Source organism: Draconibacterium sp., from assembly GCF_041583095.1.
In the GTDB taxonomy this organism is placed as follows: domain Bacteria; phylum Bacteroidota; class Bacteroidia; order Bacteroidales; family Prolixibacteraceae; genus Draconibacterium.
This window is the reverse complement of record NZ_JBFHGM010000088.1, coordinates 1-16,707: the sequence shown is the minus strand read 5'-3', so window position 1 is coordinate 16,707 and position 16,707 is coordinate 1. Positions and strand designations below refer to the sequence as shown.

20 protein-coding genes and 3 tRNA genes are annotated in these 16,707 nt (G+C 39.6%); 6 read left to right on the top strand and 17 right to left on the bottom strand.

Annotated features, from left to right (window positions below):
• Nucleotides 1–56 precede the first annotated feature (56 nt).
• The 7 genes from ABZB17_RS10255 to ABZB17_RS10225 all read right to left on the bottom strand — a co-directional run bounded on the left by ABZB17_RS10255 (nucleotide 57) and on the right by ABZB17_RS10225 (nucleotide 3,457).
• Nucleotides 57–130, bottom strand: a tRNA-Met gene (locus tag ABZB17_RS10255).
• Nucleotides 131–1,052: 922 nt separating this feature from the next.
• A tRNA-OTHER gene (locus ABZB17_RS10250) sits at nucleotides 1,053–1,163 on the bottom strand.
• Nucleotides 1,164–1,333: 170 nt separating this feature from the next.
• Nucleotides 1,334–1,885 carry a DUF4494 domain-containing protein gene (locus ABZB17_RS10245; protein ID WP_372649942.1) on the bottom strand — a complete coding sequence of 184 codons (552 nt, stop codon included), beginning with the start codon at nucleotides 1,883–1,885 and terminating at the stop codon, nucleotides 1,334–1,336.
• 21 nt (nucleotides 1,886–1,906) lie between these two features.
• Nucleotides 1,907–2,152, bottom strand: a complete 246-nt coding sequence (locus ABZB17_RS10240) for a helix-turn-helix domain-containing protein (RefSeq protein ID WP_372649940.1) — start codon at nucleotides 2,150–2,152, stop codon at nucleotides 1,907–1,909.
• 2 nt (nucleotides 2,153–2,154) lie between these two features.
• Nucleotides 2,155–2,784, bottom strand: a complete 630-nt coding sequence (locus ABZB17_RS10235) for a KilA-N domain-containing protein (RefSeq protein WP_372649939.1) — start codon at nucleotides 2,782–2,784, stop codon at nucleotides 2,155–2,157.
• Between the two features lie 101 nt (nucleotides 2,785–2,885).
• Complete coding sequence (locus ABZB17_RS10230; protein WP_372649937.1) at nucleotides 2,886–3,203, bottom strand: helix-turn-helix transcriptional regulator; 318 nt, start codon at nucleotides 3,201–3,203, stop codon at nucleotides 2,886–2,888.
• Entirely contained in the window at nucleotides 3,203–3,457 is a 255-nt protein-coding gene (locus tag ABZB17_RS10225; RefSeq protein ID WP_372649935.1) for a hypothetical protein, read from the bottom strand. The genes ABZB17_RS10230 and ABZB17_RS10225 overlap by 1 nt, the downstream gene beginning before the upstream one ends.
• 66 nt (nucleotides 3,458–3,523) lie before the next feature.
• On the opposite strand from ABZB17_RS10225, the gene ABZB17_RS10220 reads away from it, so the two are divergent.
• The 3 genes from ABZB17_RS10220 to ABZB17_RS10210 are packed head-to-tail and all read left to right on the top strand — an operon-like array spanning nucleotide 3,524 to nucleotide 5,280.
• The gene (locus ABZB17_RS10220) at nucleotides 3,524–3,982 is read left to right on the top strand and encodes a hypothetical protein (protein WP_372649933.1); all 459 of its coding nucleotides are present in this window, start codon (nucleotides 3,524–3,526) and stop codon (nucleotides 3,980–3,982) included.
• Nucleotides 3,983–3,994: 12 nt separating this feature from the next.
• Complete coding sequence (locus ABZB17_RS10215; RefSeq protein ID WP_372649931.1) at nucleotides 3,995–4,861, top strand: TIGR02281 family clan AA aspartic protease; 867 nt, start codon at nucleotides 3,995–3,997, stop codon at nucleotides 4,859–4,861.
• A gap of 2 nt (nucleotides 4,862–4,863) precedes the next feature.
• On the top strand, nucleotides 4,864–5,280 hold the full coding sequence (locus ABZB17_RS10210) for a hypothetical protein (protein ID WP_372649929.1): 417 nt from the start codon (nucleotides 4,864–4,866) through the stop codon (nucleotides 5,278–5,280).
• A gap of 70 nt (nucleotides 5,281–5,350) precedes the next feature.
• Here ABZB17_RS10210 and ABZB17_RS10205 read toward each other — a convergent pair whose 3' ends face one another.
• Together ABZB17_RS10205 and ABZB17_RS10200 are read right to left on the bottom strand one after the other, a co-directional pair.
• Nucleotides 5,351–6,538 carry a site-specific integrase gene (locus ABZB17_RS10205; RefSeq protein WP_372649927.1) on the bottom strand — a complete coding sequence of 396 codons (1,188 nt, stop codon included), beginning with the start codon at nucleotides 6,536–6,538 and terminating at the stop codon, nucleotides 5,351–5,353.
• 154 nt (nucleotides 6,539–6,692) lie between these two features.
• Nucleotides 6,693–6,767 (bottom strand) — tRNA-Pro (locus ABZB17_RS10200).
• A gap of 175 nt (nucleotides 6,768–6,942) precedes the next feature.
• Between ABZB17_RS10200 and trxB the strand changes: the two genes are divergently transcribed.
• Nucleotides 6,943–7,944 carry a thioredoxin-disulfide reductase gene (gene trxB / locus ABZB17_RS10195; protein ID WP_372649926.1) on the top strand — a complete coding sequence of 334 codons (1,002 nt, stop codon included), beginning with the start codon at nucleotides 6,943–6,945 and terminating at the stop codon, nucleotides 7,942–7,944.
• A 78-nt stretch (nucleotides 7,945–8,022) separates the two neighbouring features.
• Here the strand turns inward: trxB and ABZB17_RS10190 are convergent, their stop codons facing one another.
• A complete protein-coding gene (locus ABZB17_RS10190) occupies nucleotides 8,023–8,676 on the bottom strand; it encodes a hemolysin III family protein (protein WP_303919190.1) in 654 nt (217 codons plus the stop codon).
• Between the two features lie 160 nt (nucleotides 8,677–8,836).
• Nucleotides 8,837–9,436, bottom strand: a complete 600-nt coding sequence (locus ABZB17_RS10185; protein ID WP_372649924.1) for a VOC family protein — start codon at nucleotides 9,434–9,436, stop codon at nucleotides 8,837–8,839.
• 112 nt (nucleotides 9,437–9,548) lie between these two features.
• On the opposite strand from ABZB17_RS10185, the gene ABZB17_RS10180 reads away from it, so the two are divergent.
• Nucleotides 9,549–9,956, top strand: coding sequence for a hypothetical protein (locus tag ABZB17_RS10180; RefSeq protein WP_372649922.1), 408 nt, complete (start codon nucleotides 9,549–9,551; stop codon nucleotides 9,954–9,956).
• 44 nt (nucleotides 9,957–10,000) lie between these two features.
• On the opposite strand, the gene ABZB17_RS10175 is transcribed toward ABZB17_RS10180, so the two are convergent.
• The gene (locus ABZB17_RS10175) at nucleotides 10,001–10,450 is read right to left on the bottom strand and encodes a hypothetical protein (protein WP_372649920.1); all 450 of its coding nucleotides are present in this window, start codon (nucleotides 10,448–10,450) and stop codon (nucleotides 10,001–10,003) included.
• A gap of 152 nt (nucleotides 10,451–10,602) precedes the next feature.
• The gene (locus ABZB17_RS10170) at nucleotides 10,603–11,445 is read right to left on the bottom strand and encodes an N-acetylmuramoyl-L-alanine amidase-like domain-containing protein (protein WP_372649918.1); all 843 of its coding nucleotides are present in this window, start codon (nucleotides 11,443–11,445) and stop codon (nucleotides 10,603–10,605) included.
• A 343-nt stretch (nucleotides 11,446–11,788) separates the two neighbouring features.
• Between ABZB17_RS10170 and ABZB17_RS10165 the strand changes: the two genes are divergently transcribed.
• On the top strand, nucleotides 11,789–12,478 hold the full coding sequence (locus tag ABZB17_RS10165) for a hypothetical protein (protein ID WP_372649916.1): 690 nt from the start codon (nucleotides 11,789–11,791) through the stop codon (nucleotides 12,476–12,478).
• 297 nt (nucleotides 12,479–12,775) lie between these two features.
• Here ABZB17_RS10165 and ABZB17_RS10160 read toward each other — a convergent pair whose 3' ends face one another.
• From ABZB17_RS10160 to ABZB17_RS10145, 4 genes are all read right to left on the bottom strand, one after another.
• Complete coding sequence (locus ABZB17_RS10160; protein ID WP_372649914.1) at nucleotides 12,776–13,279, bottom strand: O-acetyl-ADP-ribose deacetylase; 504 nt, start codon at nucleotides 13,277–13,279, stop codon at nucleotides 12,776–12,778.
• 248 nt (nucleotides 13,280–13,527) lie between these two features.
• Nucleotides 13,528–14,028, bottom strand: a complete 501-nt coding sequence (locus tag ABZB17_RS10155; protein ID WP_372649912.1) for a hypothetical protein — start codon at nucleotides 14,026–14,028, stop codon at nucleotides 13,528–13,530.
• Nucleotides 14,029–14,073: 45 nt separating this feature from the next.
• Nucleotides 14,074–14,739: a TIGR02594 family protein gene (locus ABZB17_RS10150; RefSeq protein ID WP_372649911.1), complete on the bottom strand. Its 666-nt coding sequence runs from the start codon at nucleotides 14,737–14,739 to the stop codon at nucleotides 14,074–14,076.
• 11 nt (nucleotides 14,740–14,750) lie between these two features.
• Nucleotides 14,751–16,331 (bottom strand): hypothetical protein, encoded by a 1,581-nt coding sequence (locus tag ABZB17_RS10145; protein ID WP_372649909.1) that lies wholly within the window; start codon nucleotides 16,329–16,331, stop codon nucleotides 14,751–14,753.
• Nucleotides 16,332–16,707 lie beyond the last annotated feature (376 nt).

Here is a 16,707-nt window from a genome sequence, read left to right as displayed (position 1 = left end):
TCTGCAACCTAACCAATACCCTGACAGGTTTTACTTAACGTATTGGCCTTGCTATGTAGCGAGGGCAGGATTCGAACCTGCGGCCTTTGGGGTATGAACCCAACGAGCTACCGGACTGCTCTACCTCGCGATGTTGCCGGACTATTCCCGACAGTCAACTATGGTTACAACATGATGTCTCAGTGTGCGAATAGATTTGATCGCTATCTCCGTACCGCTATCATCCAGGACTTAACTACGTTACCTCTATCTTCACGGATTCCTGTATATTTCGGATGCTTTGCCATTGCAGTAAGGCGCACATTTTCCCATATGCCAGGTGTAACCCAACAACCCGTGGAACAGACAGGATTTGCACCTGCAATCATTCTATCCGAATTACCTCCATTTTCTGTTCCGGCCCCTATAACGTGGGGCTAAACCGTAACTACGCTGCCACTCTAAGCGGCTCGTTGTTAAGTTGAATTGTTTTGCCAATTATGGCTTTATTTCCTCCATTACCTTCTGTTTGCCTGTCAATTCCAGTCTGCCCCAAGCATGCCGGTCTTTCCCGGCAGTCACCCATCTTACAGCCCCTCAGTGTTCGTTCTGTTGGGTGAGGGCAAATATTCGTATTCGCGCCATGTCAAGGCTTCTAACCTTGGAGCTACGATACTGAATTTGGCTTGCCGGAAGGCGATCATTAATCAATCCTCCCGACTAAATTTCATTTAAGCAACACCCTCTTGTTAATACTGCCGCATCTATTGAAAACAGAATGTTTATACCGTGCCCTCCTGTGGGTATCTCTACTTATCTGTCCAGGATGTCAAGCGTTAGCCATTCCGCTTTGCTTCGCTGTTTTCGCAATGTTTAATAAAAACCCTCAACAGGCGTTGCTTATTTCTCTCACTGTAGGTTGTGGAGCAGAGGGGATTCGAACCCCTGTGCAAACAAACTCCAATAACTTCATTGGAAATATTTTCGTCTCAATATTTTAAAGAACTCTGCTATTAAGAAGAAGGGAGCTACTATTATTCACTCCGATCTTCGATGATTATTGATAGCTGCTGTGCCGGATAGTGGAGTTGAACCACTGACCTCCTGACGGTGATCTGCTACACTGCTTTTGCGGTGATGATAACAGGCCAATCAAGCGCACTAACCAACTGTGCTAATCCGGCAAGTGGTGGGCGCTTAGATTGTTGAATTAAAACGAGAATCCACTTTGTTTTAAATTTGAATGTGATTTGCCCACCTGTTTAACTAATTAACTTATAAGAACGCCGCCGGTTAACCTATACTCCGCGAGGTTTGTCCTCCAACTTTCAGGATGTCCCTCCCCTGAAAAATATTATTGCTCTGGATGTTCTGCCGGTTGTTCCCATCCATTTTCTTCCGAAAAAGGGGTGAAAACATCTTTGGTTTTTTCTACCGGCACAAAACCTTCGGGTACCTTTTCTGCTGATTCGCGTGGTTCGTATGGAAATACATCGACGATTTGACTTACTGCCAATGATGTGATGTGGTAAGGAATTACCAGGTATTCGAGACTTTCTTTTAATCGTGCCAATGCTTCATCAATATCATCGGCCATGATGAGGTAGTGGGTAGTAATCCGCTTTTCTTTTCCGGCTTCCTCGTCGATTGTTACCAGATGAATAGTTGCTTTAAACCACCATTCTCCATTTTCGTAAGGAAATACCTCGGCAATTCGCGACTTGGTAATTGCATCGATAACGAATTCACCACCTTTAACCAATTCCTGCATTTTGCCAATGATACGGCCTTCGGCATCGGTGTACGATACTGCATCCAATAAGAACTGTTCTTTTACCATCGATTCGCTACCGCCTTCGGCAACTTTCAGGTATTTTACTTTTGCTGTGAACCAAGTTTGTAGCATAGTATTTTGATTATTTGAAAATTAAATTGCTTCTCTTACGGTGTGTTTCTCCATCCACTTATCCACTTCGGTACGACGAAACCTAACTTTACCGCCAATTTTAGCATAGGGAATAGTTCCGGCACAGTTGGTGCCTTTTATTCGTAGGCGGTGAATTTCGGAACGACTTAACCCGGTATATTCAATCAGTTCTTCGGTATTCAGCCACACTTTGCTTTGAATGGCTATCACATCAATCTTCTTTTCTTTTTTTTGTTGATCTGGCATAACTAAGCTGTTAATGATGAATATTTAAAGTGCCACATACGGCGCATTTCGGCAAGTAATTGGTTATAGTTTCGGATATAGCCCATATCGATAGCAAACGACAGTTTCTTTTGCACGTCCGACAGTTCTTTTAATTGGACCGGATTAGCTTTTTGGCGTATTCCTTTTTCGTGACGGTTAAAAACAATATAATTAAGGGCCTTTGCCATATCGGAATAGTTTACGTCTTTAAATCGTGCTGCTGAAGCTGATAATTCAATGTATTTATCTCCGGCATTGTGACGAAACTCTATAAGCTGATCGTGTACAAATTTTATTACACTGAATTTGAATTTAGGATTTAGCCACATTGCAAAGTCGATAAACAGATATGGATTCATCCAGGTACCGCCGTTTTTGCCTCGTGTTTTTAAATACACGGAATTCCGTGTATTTAGATTTAGCTCGCTAACAAGCACATCGACATACTCTTTTGTTGATTTATTTTCGAAAAAATGATCAAGCTTTTTTTGTTGTCCAGAAGTATTATTCCACTGCTTAATAAGTGTGGTAGCATTAAACATACCATCCTTGGTTCTTTGAATTACATCAAAGTTTCCCATTTTGCGGATCATATTAACGTTTGTTTTCATAGCGAAAAAAATTTAAGGAAGCGGCATTTTTAGCCACTTCCGTTAATATGCGTTCCCCAACGCTAAGACGATTATTATTATTTATTGTTAATACTTGCATATTAAGCGAGAGATATAATTACATACGATATACTCCATACGGCAAATACAATCATTGTATCTTGTATTTGGTTGATTACAGCGTCCTCGGTTTTATTAAAATACCGGCGAATTACCCAGCGTGTTAAATCGGCAACATTCCGGCTTTTTGTTTTCTCCATAGCCATGCGCCGCTGTTGATTAACGGTGTGTGGGCTTTTGTGTCTTTTGCTGGCAATTTCTTTTTGAGTATTACCCATGGCCAGATCGCGGGCCACATTTGCTTCCTGTTCCGATAGTGGTGCAAGAAACTTGTCTACGCGGAATAGAGTAAATTTCATTATGCTGACTTTTTAGGTTTTAGTTCAAGTCCGGTAACTGCATCAATGCCGTATTCGGCAAATACTTTACATATTGCAATAGCTTCAACTTCGCATGGAATTACACGCCCGGTTTTTCGGTCGTTAAATTTGTAGTCGGAATCGATGTAAGCCAGTTCTTTGATTTTTTCGCGTACAATCGACTTTTGGGAGTAGGGTATAGCCTGCCACGCCTCCTTGAAATTTAGTAGATTTTTGCTATTTTTAGCTTGCATAGTGATGTATAACTTTGTAAGTGTAGTACAAAGTAAAGTAAAACTTTACTAAAAACCAAGAATAGCTTGAATAAAAATAAAGTAAATCTTGACTTAGTGCCGATTGGTCCTTTATTAAAAAAGATTGCAGACGAGAAAAATGTCCCGGCAGTAGTTATTGGGGAAAAAATTGGTAAAACAAAACAGGCGGTTTATGATATTTATAAGAAAAATAAAATAGACTCAGAGTTGGTTGCAATGTTTTCTCATATTTTGGATGTTCCTGTTCAGTATTTAATTAAAGAGAAGAATAAAATTGAAGATCCTCCACCCATCATTATAGACCCGGCTGATTCGAATGTTATATATTTTACAGAAAAGCTTGAAAAGTATGCATCCGAACTTGGCGAGATGAGAAAAGAACGCGAAATGATTATTAAAGAGAACAATACCCTTAAGCAAGAGATTAACGAGCTAAAGGGGATAAAAAAATATTCTATTGACCTTCCGCAATCGAATGCTGCTGAACCCAAATTAAAAAAATAAAATAATACTTCTATGAAAAAACTATTTAGCACACTGTTTTTTGTGTTTACTGCCTTGTTCCTATTTGCCCAAGTTGGTATTAAGATGACAGAAGAAAATGGAGTATATACAATGCCCTGCACTGTGAATGGGTTAAAGCTTAGGTTTATATTTGATACAGGAGCGAGCAATATATCACTATCTCTTACCGAGGCTGCATTTATGCTTAAAAACGGATATCTTGAAGAAAATGATTTTACCGGAACTTCTTTATATAGTGATGCAAACGGAAATATATCAGAAGGGATGACAGTTAATCTTAAAAAAATTGAGATATCTGGAATAGAGCTGCACGATGTAAAAGCGAATATTGTAACAAAAATAGATGCTCCTTTATTGCTTGGACAGTCAGCTTTAAGCAGATTGGGAGAAATACAGTTTGACTATTCAAACAATGTTCTAAAAATAGAGAGAGGAAATACTGAATTATATCAACAGCCAAATCCAATTTCATATTATCATTTCAAAATGTTACCCAGGGGGGAGCAAGCAGCATTAGTTTATGGTAACAAAATGGCAACGATTGAATATGCAAAATACCTTCGCCAGCGACGAACGGGCATTATAATTACTTCTGTAGGTGTTGCTGCAATAGGAACGGGCATTGTATTCGACATGGTGCAAAACAGGGAAGAAAATTGGGATAATATGGAATACTATAATGACACAGGTGGATATATAGCTGCTATTGGTGGTACTGTTGCAGTTGCAGGATTAGTGACATGGCTGTTGGCTCCTAAAAAGATGAGAAATGCTGTTTATTATTATAATAAAGGAGAGCCTGTTTCTTTAGAAATCCAGCCTTCTCTAAATTCAGTTGGATTAGTAATGAGATTTTGATCATGAGTATTCATTCTGACAATCCCGAAGTAGATGCCTTATTTAGAAAATTTGAAAAATTACAAAAACAGAATGCTGTTATTAGTAAACGCCGAAGCAAAGTATTTGATAGGGAATTTAGAAAACAGAAACCGATGAGGCATTTTATCTTAAAAATAAGGGAATTAAGTATTGTGAATATTATTGGCATTTCAATATTGTTTGGAATCTTATTTGGTATTGCGATACCAAAATATTCTGCAACGTGGCGTGATCATGAGTTAACGTTTAGTCAGGAACACAAAATGCTGGAAGAAAGATACAATTCAAAAAGAACGTATTTGTACAATATTGATTATGATAGATTTTTTAATACCAAGTTATCAATTATCACCAGCGCAGCAATGATTGGTTTTTTGTTTACGGTTAAGAAAAAATAGAATTTATACAAAATGGCACTAATTTTAGTCTAAACCCCGTAAATTTTGATAATATTTATACTTTTTGGCACTATTTTAATCGTTGATGAGGCCCCATATTAAGCAAGTGAATTACCTGTTTATTTGCTTTGGTTATTTTATCGATATTTCGCTCAATATAAATAGCGGTTGTTTTGTTCCCGGAGCTATGGCCGAGTGAAAGCGATATTGTTTCTTCTTTTATATCGAGGTTGTGTGCGTATGTTGCCCAACTGTGCCGGGACCAATAAGTTGTCAGGTTTATTTTAATTCCTGCAGCCTTGGCAGCTACTTTTAGTTTTTTGTTAATCTCCTTCTTTACTGAATCATAATTCTGATATCGTTCGGCAAGGTTGATGAGGTACTTATTACCGGCCATCTTTTTTATTAAACGAATTGCTTCCGGCTCCAATCGTATGTAATAATTCTTTTTTGTTTTTAACCGGCGGTAATCCAATATACCATCATGAACAATGTTTTTTGGCAAATAGGTAATATCTTTCAGGTTTATGCCGATAAGATAAAACTGGAGCATAAAAACGTCTCTTGCAAGTCCCGGCACTCCGGACAATTCTACATCGCGTAAAATTCGTAATTCCTCGATATTCAGATTTCGCTTTGCTGTTTCCTCCTTTTTTATTTTTACACGACGAAAAGGATAGAGGTTTAATTCAATTACTTCATCATCGATTGCCATATTAAATACGTGCCGGATATTACGAAGGTGAATGGCAAAACCATTTGTCGATTGATTATAGTGTTGCTCCAGTTCGCGAAGGAATTTTGGGTTGACATCGGAGAAGGAAAGTTGAACCGGATGAAAACTTTCTATTAGTGCCAGTGTGCGCGAATACATTTGTGCCGTACTTTCGGTCTTGGTAGATATTACATATTTAAAATACGAATTAAAATTGTGCTTTTCCTTTACCTGTTTGTTAATGTATCGTTCTTTTATCTGTGTAACAGTGAGCAGATCGATTTTCTCCTGGTTGGTTAGTTCGGTTAAAAACTCCTGAATGTCGGCCTGTTTTTTTAACAGCATCGCATTTTGGTGGTTATGGTCAGGTATTCCGGGTGCGCCTTTCTTTACCATCTTTTTCGGATCCCAGAATTTCTTCGCGACTTTCACTCCCGATTTTATGTGTGAATGCCGTGATTTATGTCTTATCACAAATATTACCGGTGATCGTTTTTCTTTGTCTTTGTAAGACGAGTTATAAACAATTGATACTGTTGCCATACTTTTGTGACTGAATTATGACTGAAATATACAAAATATGAAAGAAAAAGAAACATCATGGAACAAAAATACTTGTTTCGTGGTTTTGTTGTATTAATTAAAAAACCCTGTCAAACTTGACGTTTAACAGGGTTTATAGGGTTTTTTGAATCTGTCGGGATGACAGGATTTGAACCTGCGACCCCTGGTCCCCCAGACCAGTACGCTAACCGGACTGCGCCACATCCCGAATCAGGATTGCAAAAGTAAGTTTAGAAATTATTATTACAAAACTTTTTCTTTCTTTAATCTACTATTTTATTGAACACATAGAATTCAGCTATCATTACTTCATTATTATCGATTGAATTTATGACAATCAATGAGGTATGTTTTGTATTTTTGTGCAACTAAAAATTTAAATGATGTTTAAACCACTTGATATTAACGATAACAACGAGAATAAAAACGTTGAACCAGCTGACGTTGAAAAGGTAAAATGTTTGATTATAGGATCGGGCCCTGCAGGTTACACTGCCGCAATTTATGCTGCACGCGCTAACCTTAGTCCGGTAATGTACGAAGGATTGCAACCGGGAGGTCAGTTAACAACAACAACCGAAGTTGAGAACTATCCGGGTTATCCGGAAGGTGTTACCGGCCCGGTAATGATGGAAGACCTTAAAAAGCAGGCCGAGCGTTTTGGTACTGATGTTCGTTGGGGAATGGCAACAAAAGTTGATTTCTCGGGCGGAGTGCATAAAGTTTGGATCGATGGATCGAAATTGATTGAGGCTGAAACGGTGATTATTGCAACCGGTGCAACGGCAAAATACCTTGGACTGGAAGACGAAAAGAAATATGCCGGAGGTGGAGTTTCTGCCTGTGCAACCTGCGACGGATTTTTCTACAGAGGGAAAGATGTGGCCGTTGTTGGTGGTGGCGATACTGCTGCTGAGGAAGCTATGTACCTGGCCGGTCTGTGTAACAAAGTATACCTGATTGTACGTCGTGATGTGCTTCGTGCATCAAGAGTGATGGCCGAGCGCGTGAAAAAAACACCAAACGTAGAAATACTTTGGAAACACCAAACAAAAGGATTGATTGGCGACAATGGTGTGGTTGAAGGTGCAACATTGGTTAAAAACTTAGGAGAAGAAGGGGAAGAGGAAGTTAATATTAAAATTGACGGATTCTTTTTGGCCATAGGTCACAAGCCAAACTCTGATATTTTTGCCGACTATCTTGATACCGACGAAGTAGGTTATATTTTAACTCAGCCCGGAACATCAAAAACAAAAGTTCCCGGAGTATTTGCCTGCGGAGATGTACAAGACTCGCAATATCGTCAGGCGGTTACTGCTGCCGGATCGGGTTGTATGGCTGCAATTGATGCAGAGCGATACCTGTCAGAAAAACACTCGTAAAAGAAAGACACTTCGTAATAACTAAAAAAGCAGGATGATTTCTCATTCTGCTTTTTTGTATCTCTAATCTGTTAATTCCTAATTTAAACTGTAAAGTACCGAGAAGAAATGCATAATACTTCCGGCCAAAACAAAAAGGTGCCAAATACCATGGCCGTATTTTAAGCCTCGCCAAGCGTAAAAAATAACACCGATTGAATAACAGGCTCCGCCAACAAACAAAAAGGCAATGCTTGACGCAGGCAGATTTCTGACAATGGGACCAATGGCCAATAAAAACATCCAGCCCATGGCCAGGTATATGCCAACCATTAACTTTCTGAAGCGGGTTAAATAAATCGAGCGGATTACCATTCCTGTAATCGCCAATCCCCATATTATTCCAAAAAGAGTCCAGCCCAAAGCACCACGAATGGTGGTGAGCACAAAAGGCGTGTAGGTGCCTGCAATTAATAAAAATATGGCGGCATGATCGAACCGAACAAACAGGTTCTTCAATTTTTCGCGGGTGAAACTGTGGTAAAGTGTCGATGATAAATAGAGCAACACTAAACTGCTTCCGAAAATACTAAAACTTACCACATGCCAGGCATTGCCTTTTATAGCTGCAAATACAACCAAAAGTACAAGTGCGGCAATGCTTAGCAAAGTCCCTATTCCATGTGTGATACTATTAAATATCTCCTCACCAAGTGATAATGTTCGGTATCCAGCTTCAACCTTTTTTCTCATAAACGTTGCTTTTCGAATAAAACTTAATTCTGTTTGAAATTACTCAAAAAAATTATTGTTTGAATACAATATGTCTATTCCAAATAAATAATAATAATAACGTTTTGTTTGCCAGATGCTTATTGGTGTCGTTTTTCCGGTATTTAGAATAGCAAAGAAACTATTTTGGCCCGATCAGCTCAATAAAAGTTCCATCGGGATCCTGAACCAGCAGGAAAAAACGGTTTTCTCCGAGTTCTGATGGTTTACCGCTCAGTACTTTAATACCCTGTTTTTCAATCCGGTCTAAAACAGGCTGCAGATGTTTCACCATAATGGTAATGTACTGCATTCCGGTATCGTCGCTCATAAATTTCTGTTTTGGGTGTTTGGCTTTTGTACCCAAACTCATCAGTTTCCATTCGCTGGCTTCTTCGCTGTCTTCCAGTTTAAGAATAGTTACATCCAGCTGGTAACTATCGGTTAATCCCAGCTCTGTACATTGTTCTTTCGAAACCGAAAATTCGCCGGTTTTTACCATGCCAATAACATTGGTGTAAAAATCGATTGATTTCTCCAGATCTTCAACAACAACACCAACACCAATTGCCGATTTGCTAAAATTGTTTTGGGCCATTGCGAAAAATGTAAAGAGAACCAGGGCGAGAGAGAAAAGACTTTTTTTCATACCATTAAAATTGTAGGTTCTCGAAGGCATGGTATGGAACTCGCCCGATTTAATAGTTCGCAAGGTTGTTAATCTTTTACATGCTCGTTTCATCGTTTTAGATTTAATTGATTTTTAGTATCCGTAAATTTAATAGAATTAAAGGAAAGGCAATAAATGATTTGGGGAGAAATAAAGTTCATTTATCTTTATAAAAAGAACAAGAATGAAACTACCTGTTGTAAATAACACTAATCTGGAAAACCTGATGGACAAGGCTGAAATTGTTCAGCAAACGGCCGAGCAGATAATGAAGGATTTTGGAATGTTTGGTGTGGAGATCACTTTTTCGGGCGATACAGATAATGCTTACCACGAGTTGCACCAGCAATTAATTGATCAGATAACAGGTTTGGTGGAGACCAACTACGATTTGTTGTTATCGGTGTTGTACCAGGTTGATATTACCAATCGCGAAATCGTTCAGGCAGAGCAGGATTTGCCACATTATTCGCACATCGAAATTATTGCTCACCAGGTGATTGCCCGTGATTTGAAAAAGGTTTTGCTTCGCAGATATTTCAAAATGAAAGACCAGGAAGGCGGAATGGACAAAGGAATCGACAGGACATAAAAAAAAGCGCCTTACGACGCTTTTTTATTTCATATTCAACATTCTTAATAGCCAAAAACATACCGGATGTTAATTCCGAATCCCTTTGCATGAAATTTGGTTTCTTCAACAATACTTAATGCCGGACGCCAATCGGCACCCAAAGCAATTGGAATACTATTAAAATGATATTCCAGACCAATTTCTCCTACTGCGCCCAACCAAAACGGATCGTCAATCCAAACATACGGACCGGCACCAACATACCAGTAAAAGGCTTCTCCATCAATTGGGCGGTACAGGAAATCCCACAGCAGATCAACTCCAACTCCATCTCCGACTGAAAGATCGGCGTGAATACGGCTAAACTTCCCGGTGCTAAAAATACCGTCAATAGCAACATTTCCGCCTGAAATATCGCCAAATCGAACACCAAGTTCCTGTGCATTTGATGAAATAACTCCACCCAATACCATAGCCAAAACAGCTATTAATTTTACCATTGTTTTTTTCATCATATTGAATTTAATGTTATGTGTTTTTTGAAATCGGAAAAACATAGGTTACGAATAAAATACAAAGTATATTTAATCCATTTAACAAAAAAACACAACTATAGTTTCAATTCGACTTGAATTTGTTTAGAGAAAAGCTTATTGGTAATGATCTACAATGGCCGTGCAATCATAATTCCGGAAACTGAATCGCGGTTCGCCAAATATTCATACAGTGTTTGTTCTGAGAGAATTACTTTCTCAGCTTTTGATGATGCGTGCATAAAGTGAAGTTCATCATTTTTAAAAAAGGCTATTCCAACATGGGTAATATCCAGTCCGTCAACCGTGGTAGTGATGCCAAAAATATCGCCATCTTTAATTTGATCTTTTAGCAATTCAAGTTTCTCGGTAGGAATGTAGTATAGTTTGGTTTTTGTTAACTCCTGTTCTTGTTTGTGCAGAGCCTCAATAAATACCGCATTGTTTTTTAATGGCTTATAGCTGGTGGGGTGCTGGCTCATAAAATTAATCGTTTTACTAAACCCGGTATTGCCAATTGATTGCGAAACTGATTTTACCGTGCCCTTTTTGTCGTTATCCAAAATCCAGTCGCTGAAATAATGCAATCGCGATGGGTAGCCGTTTATCTCGCCACCTCGATAACGGATAAGTTGCAACTCGTTTTTAAATTGTTTAAACGATGGTTTTCGTGCTTTGGTAGTTCTCGCCAGTGCCAGGCAGTTTTCGGCAAATGTTGTACAATCCAGTTCCCGCAGATTTACGATTAATTGTTCGGGTTCCGTTTCCAAAGTATGAGCAACGTATGGTGTATTCATCAATAGTTTTCCTGCCTCAACAACAAGTTCTGCCGTTGTATTATTGCTGTACTGTTGCAATTCAGTAAGAATGTGTGTGCAAATTTCCTCGTCAGAATTATCAGTGCCATGTTGGGCAAATAGGCTTATAAAGCCCAAAAACAGTGCAACGACCAACATAAAAACCTTCTTGTTCATTCTTGATATATTTTTTTTGAAGCTAAAAATTAAAGGTATAATTTTTTTGTAAAAATGGTAATTCACAAGGTATGAATCTAGCTTGAAAACACTTCGATAAGACGAAGGCCAAACCATATGGTTAAAAAGAGCATTGCAAAAGCAAAAACCGAATATAAAATAATTCGTATTTTTCGATTGTCTTTATTTTTTCTTTGGCCCATGTAATTACTAGATTTTAGCCTTCAGGTGATAAACGAAAAAAAAGAAACTGATGTTTGAATTAATTAAAAAAAACTGGCAGAGTGATAGAATAAAGTGAAAAAACTGCTATTTTACGAAGGAATGATATTTTATCAACTTCATGAAAAAGTTAATACTGTTGTTCGTGTTTATTAACTCCTGTGTTGGTTTTAGCTTTGGGCAGATGTATTTGGCCGATGTTGAGTTCGATAAAGTGGGGTGCGAGCAGGTTGAACATTTCGTGAAGAGTCAGATTAAAAACAATACCGAAACTTTCTCGGATGTAAAAGCTTCGTTGCAACCAACTGCCAGCACCGAGGGTTTTCGTTTTCACGAGCGCGAATATGTTATTAAAGACAGCCTGGCCAAAGTTTGGTTGTTTTACGTGCATACCAATCCATCGATTGCCTGGAATGCATCGCGGTTTTCATTTGCAATGTTGTTTTCGAAAAGTAATAATGAGATGATCTATCCGAATGGCTATGTTGATGGAATTGATCCGGGACAGGTAATTTATTTAAACCTGAATGTTTTAAAAATTAAAAAGCTGGCCACCGCTTTTGAGATTACAACGGTTGACAACAAAAAGAAAGTTATTGAATTTAGTTATGTGGAGGATAATATTACGCATGGCAAACAGCAGTTAACTTTTATACAAATGCGAAAGGGCTACACAAAAATTGTACATCGTACTTATTTCAAAAGCGAATCGACTTTACGCGACCATTTTTTGTACCCTTATTTTCATACGCGCCTTACCAATACCTACCACCGAAACATGAAACATTTACTTAAGGCGTCGGAGAATTAGCATCTTCCTGCCCCGATATCGAGTTATCCCACGCTGCTTGTAAGTTCTCCCGCGATAAAAGTCACTTCTCCCCGGTCCGGCGGCCGTTCTCCCATAAAAATAAGGCGTTCTCCCACGGATTTTTCCTGTTCTCCCGGGGTCTTGGATGGTTCTCCCACGATTGGACGTAGTTCTCCCATATATTTATCCGGTTCTCCCGCGGGAGAATTTACAAAATGTCAGGGAATAGTGTTTTTTATATGTGAAAATATACTTTTTGTATGGGAGAGGTGTCCCTTTAACCATTAGACGCATCGGTTAGGTAAGCAAATTATTGTAAATGGAGAAATTCTCTTCATCGAACACACAAAATATCACCGTATCAAGTTCGTGATCATTCGCCAGAAAGTCTTTTACCGTTTGTGTCGCAATTTGGGCAGCCTCGTGTTTCGGGTAGCCGTAAATACCCGTGCTGATGTTAGGAAAAGCAATGGATTTTACACCGTTTTGCAGCGCCACTTCCAAACTTCTGCGATAGCATGAAGCCAGTTTCTTGGCTTCGTTATAGCTGCCCCCGTTATAAACCGGACCAACGGTATGAATCACATATTTTGCCGGAAGATTGTATCCCTTTGTAATTTTTGCATCGCCGGTTTCGCAGCCGTTAAGCTGGCGGCATTCGTTTAACAGTTGGGGGCCCGCTGCCCGGTGAATAGCACCATCAACGCCACCACCACCCAGTAACGTTTTGTTGGCAGCATTCACAATGGCATCAACCTCAAGTTGGGTAATATCGCCCCGGTGTAATTGAATTGTACTCATAACTGTGGCTTTTTAATCTAATAACTCCCCAGGCTTTGCCATGGGGGCCGCTTTTTCTCCCCGTTGAGGGGAGATGTCATCCGGCAACTGACGGATGACAGAGGGGTGAAATAAAGAAAATTCGGTTTTCTGCTATTTTGCTGCAATTAAGTTGGCGTATTTCCCTTTGGCTTTGCTGGGAATAGTCAACTTCAAGAATTTTCTTTATCCAAGATACAAAGTTTTCAGTTACACCGGGGCAAATCGTGCTAATCGTCAACCATATCTTCAATGTTTTCGTCCGATTCGGGAACGGCCATTTCTGTTGACCTGGCACGAACATCGTCGAAATTAAGCTTTTTACGCGCGGCCTTAACTACCATGCCAATTACAAATTTTATTGCAATATGTTCGGCCATTTCCGGAAGGTAAGGGATGTCAATTTTATCGTTGGCAAGACGTGTTAAACGTCGCACCAATCGTTTGGCTTCCTTTTTTGAAATACCATGATCGGTGCTACGAATCAGATCATAAAATTCGTTTGGCATATGATCGTATAAAAAGGTGTCGATTTTAAAGATCACTTTTACGAGAATCTTTTCTTCGCCGGTTTCATTAATAAAAGGGACATCGATTTTTTCATTTAACCGAATGGCAAGGTCTTTCACTTCTGCTTCTGTCATTTTATTACGCTTTTTGGGTTCTGCGTAAAAATCATCCAGAAGTAAAACAAATTCTTCCGGAGTAAGATCGGCTACTTTTGTTGTCATAATTTTGTTGATTTAATGATGAGTATAATGTGTAATGTATAGTTCTCAAGCCTGAAACAGTGATTCCAGCAAATCGCGGGTTTCGTTGTTGTAAACGCCGTTTATTTCGAGTTCCGGTTTGCGTGTTTGCAGCTCTTTTACACCGTTTTCGGTTTTTGGACCAAAATCACCGTCGGAAGTTCCCACGTTAATATTCAGTAGTTTTAGCGCATCCTGCAAGGCAACCACAGCCGCGCCTTTACTGCCTTTTTGAAGTACCGGCTCGGGAATAATGAGTTGCTCCCGAGCTGCCAAACGTTGATAAGACAAAACGGTATTTATGCGGTAAGCCGAAACCGATACGCGGTTGCCCTGGTTGCCGCCGAGGCAGTACACACGTTTCTTATCGGTTGAAACGCCCAGAAAAAAGCCTACGTGGCCTTTCCACGACTCCGGGCTTTCGCGCCAGAAAATCACCACATCGCCCGGCTCGGGATTTATAGTTTTTACACCTACATTTAACCAGGATCGTGCATTCGGTTTTTTCGAATATTCCAGGCCGGCTTTCATGGCCACCCAGTTTACAAAATTGCTGCACCACGGAATTTCGTCGGTGGTGACACCTGCAATACCTGCTTCTTTGGCATATTTTAAAACTTCCGAGTTATGTTCCGAACCAACAATTTCTTCGGTGCCCAACTCGGCAAAAGCTATTTTTAATAAATCTTCCATACCAATTTGCTTTACGGGTTTATACTTAAGAATCGTTTCGGATTAATACTGGCAATGGTGTCGAAATCATCGCCAAATGCTGTTTTGAAATCGTTGAAATATTGTTCCATGCTCGGCCCAAAAAACTGGGTGAGGTAATAATCCGAGCCATAAAGAATTTTCGATTTTTCGTAGTCAGTAATTTTATCGAAGAAGCTGGTTATAAACGTGCTTAATGTTTCGCGGATGCTAAATACCATTTCCTGAGTGCTTGGCGATTCAATAATAGTTCCTTCCGAAAAACAGGAGAGGTCGGTATAGGCATTCGGGTAATTCGGATTTTTGATAATATCGAAAATGGCTTTTGCCCAGTTATCAATAAACCCGGTTCGGTACAGCGCATTCCACACTTTGGCACGTTCGGCTAAGGTAAGGTCATCGCGCAGAACTCGTTTTTTACGTTTTAAGGTGTAGGCCTTTCGAATAATCTCCTTGTCTTTATTCGACAGTGACATGATCGCATCTTCAAATTCTTCTTCGTCCACCCGCTTTTGCTCTTCCGGGAAATTGTAGTTGATGTAATCCATAATCTGGCCACTGCCGCCAAAATGCGCAAAATTGATAGTCAGGTCTGGATACTTTTTCATTACCAGCTCCCACAGTTTTGGGTGGTTTAGTTTTTTCGCGCGTTCGGCAATGGCTTTGTGCACTTTGCGGCTAAAAAAGCGGTAGTCGAAAACAAGCGGCTTTTTAGGTTTTATGGTATTTCCGTTTATAAGAACATCGCCACGCACTTTTAGCACCGACGACAAACAGGCAAAACCGCTGTTTGAGTTGTGAACCGTAATCGGAATATTATGCTCCTGGCACAAGGCATAAATTCCGGGAGCGTTGCGGGTGCCCATTAATACCGGGTCGGTAGGAGAGAAACCTGCCGGAGCATACAGTTTCACACCGGCAAACAGTCCATCTTCGGCAACAATTTTCTCTTTTAGTTTGTCAACCAGGTTAACGTTGCCTTTGTATTCACGGCGCGGATCAACACTAAAGAACGGTTTTATTGTTTCGTATTTACCTGCCAGATACTCCAAATCTGCAATTTGCTGGGCGTAATTGGCATTATCGAAAATTTCCACTTCTTCATCCGATTTCCGATCGAAACTGTCTTCAAACTTTTTTACATGGTCTCGGATTTTATCAAATGCCTCGGCCAGTTCATCGCTTTGAAGTTTACGGTTTACCCGCATTTTAATAAAAGGCAGGGCCACCGAAAGCAGCCAGAAAATACGTTTTATTCGTTTTCGGTAACGTTTGTTCTGGTTTTCATCGTCGTCGTTATCGTCGGCATAAGTCAGGTCGAACATTAAAGGAGTAGTAACCACATTTCCCTGGTACACTTTGTCGAGCGCTTCAAACACATCTTCGCTCGATGGCTGCGTAACTTCTTCCAGCGTGCGGTTAATACCATCAATTTTAAATCTCAGTTCGGCCGATGTAACTCCTTTGTCCACCATGTCTTTAATGGCAAGTAACGATTGAACCACATTTACAAGCTTGCGTATAATCACGTCTTTGTTAAAAATGTGGCAATGAATGTCGTAGTAAGTTGTCATAATTATGGGTTTAAAAATATTAAGCTTTGTTTAGGCTATATCAATATCGAAGCCGCGGTTTCATAAGAAACCGTAACTAAGAATATAAGCCTTGAATTGTTTTTCATGCGTCATTGGTTTGTGTTTGCAATCTCCGGGTCACAACTTTAGAGTTTGTAAATTAATTGATACAAGTTATGAAATGAGCAGAAAAATAACAACTAATTGGTATGAATATATTTAGGTAGTGCATTAATAACCTGAGTTCGATTTTAAAAAAGAGCAATTTGATCGGTTTTGATCACCTCATATTTTATTGCTGGCTTTTTAGGAAAAAAGCAATAAGCAATTAAGCCTGAAATCAGATTTGTGATGAAGTTTTCGAAAGATCTATGGC

Coding starts and splice junctions, on each gene's coding strand:
- ABZB17_RS10245 (WP_372649942.1), bottom strand. CDS start 1,885: ATGCTACAAACTTGGTTCACAGCAAAAGTAAAATACCTGAAAGTTGCC.
- ABZB17_RS10240 (WP_372649940.1), bottom strand. CDS start 2,152: ATGCCAGATCAACAAAAAAAAGAAAAGAAGATTGATGTGATAGCCATT.
- ABZB17_RS10235 (WP_372649939.1), bottom strand. CDS start 2,784: ATGAAAACAAACGTTAATATGATCCGCAAAATGGGAAACTTTGATGTA.
- ABZB17_RS10230 (WP_372649937.1), bottom strand. CDS start 3,203: ATGAAATTTACTCTATTCCGCGTAGACAAGTTTCTTGCACCACTATCG.
- ABZB17_RS10225 (WP_372649935.1), bottom strand. CDS start 3,457: ATGCAAGCTAAAAATAGCAAAAATCTACTAAATTTCAAGGAGGCGTGG.
- ABZB17_RS10215 (WP_372649931.1), top strand. CDS start 3,995: ATGAAAAAACTATTTAGCACACTGTTTTTTGTGTTTACTGCCTTGTTC.
- ABZB17_RS10210 (WP_372649929.1), top strand. CDS start 4,864: ATGAGTATTCATTCTGACAATCCCGAAGTAGATGCCTTATTTAGAAAA.
- ABZB17_RS10205 (WP_372649927.1), bottom strand. CDS start 6,538: ATGGCAACAGTATCAATTGTTTATAACTCGTCTTACAAAGACAAAGAA.
- trxB (WP_372649926.1), top strand. CDS start 6,943: ATGTTTAAACCACTTGATATTAACGATAACAACGAGAATAAAAACGTT.
- ABZB17_RS10190 (WP_303919190.1), bottom strand. CDS start 8,676: ATGAGAAAAAAGGTTGAAGCTGGATACCGAACATTATCACTTGGTGAG.
- ABZB17_RS10185 (WP_372649924.1), bottom strand. CDS start 9,436: ATGAAACGAGCATGTAAAAGATTAACAACCTTGCGAACTATTAAATCG.
- ABZB17_RS10180 (WP_372649922.1), top strand. CDS start 9,549: ATGAAACTACCTGTTGTAAATAACACTAATCTGGAAAACCTGATGGAC.
- ABZB17_RS10175 (WP_372649920.1), bottom strand. CDS start 10,450: ATGAAAAAAACAATGGTAAAATTAATAGCTGTTTTGGCTATGGTATTG.
- ABZB17_RS10170 (WP_372649918.1), bottom strand. CDS start 11,445: ATGAACAAGAAGGTTTTTATGTTGGTCGTTGCACTGTTTTTGGGCTTT.
- ABZB17_RS10165 (WP_372649916.1), top strand. CDS start 11,789: ATGAAAAAGTTAATACTGTTGTTCGTGTTTATTAACTCCTGTGTTGGT.
- ABZB17_RS10160 (WP_372649914.1), bottom strand. CDS start 13,279: ATGAGTACAATTCAATTACACCGGGGCGATATTACCCAACTTGAGGTT.
- ABZB17_RS10155 (WP_372649912.1), bottom strand. CDS start 14,028: ATGACAACAAAAGTAGCCGATCTTACTCCGGAAGAATTTGTTTTACTT.
- ABZB17_RS10150 (WP_372649911.1), bottom strand. CDS start 14,739: ATGGAAGATTTATTAAAAATAGCTTTTGCCGAGTTGGGCACCGAAGAA.
- ABZB17_RS10145 (WP_372649909.1), bottom strand. CDS start 16,331: ATGACAACTTACTACGACATTCATTGCCACATTTTTAACAAAGACGTG.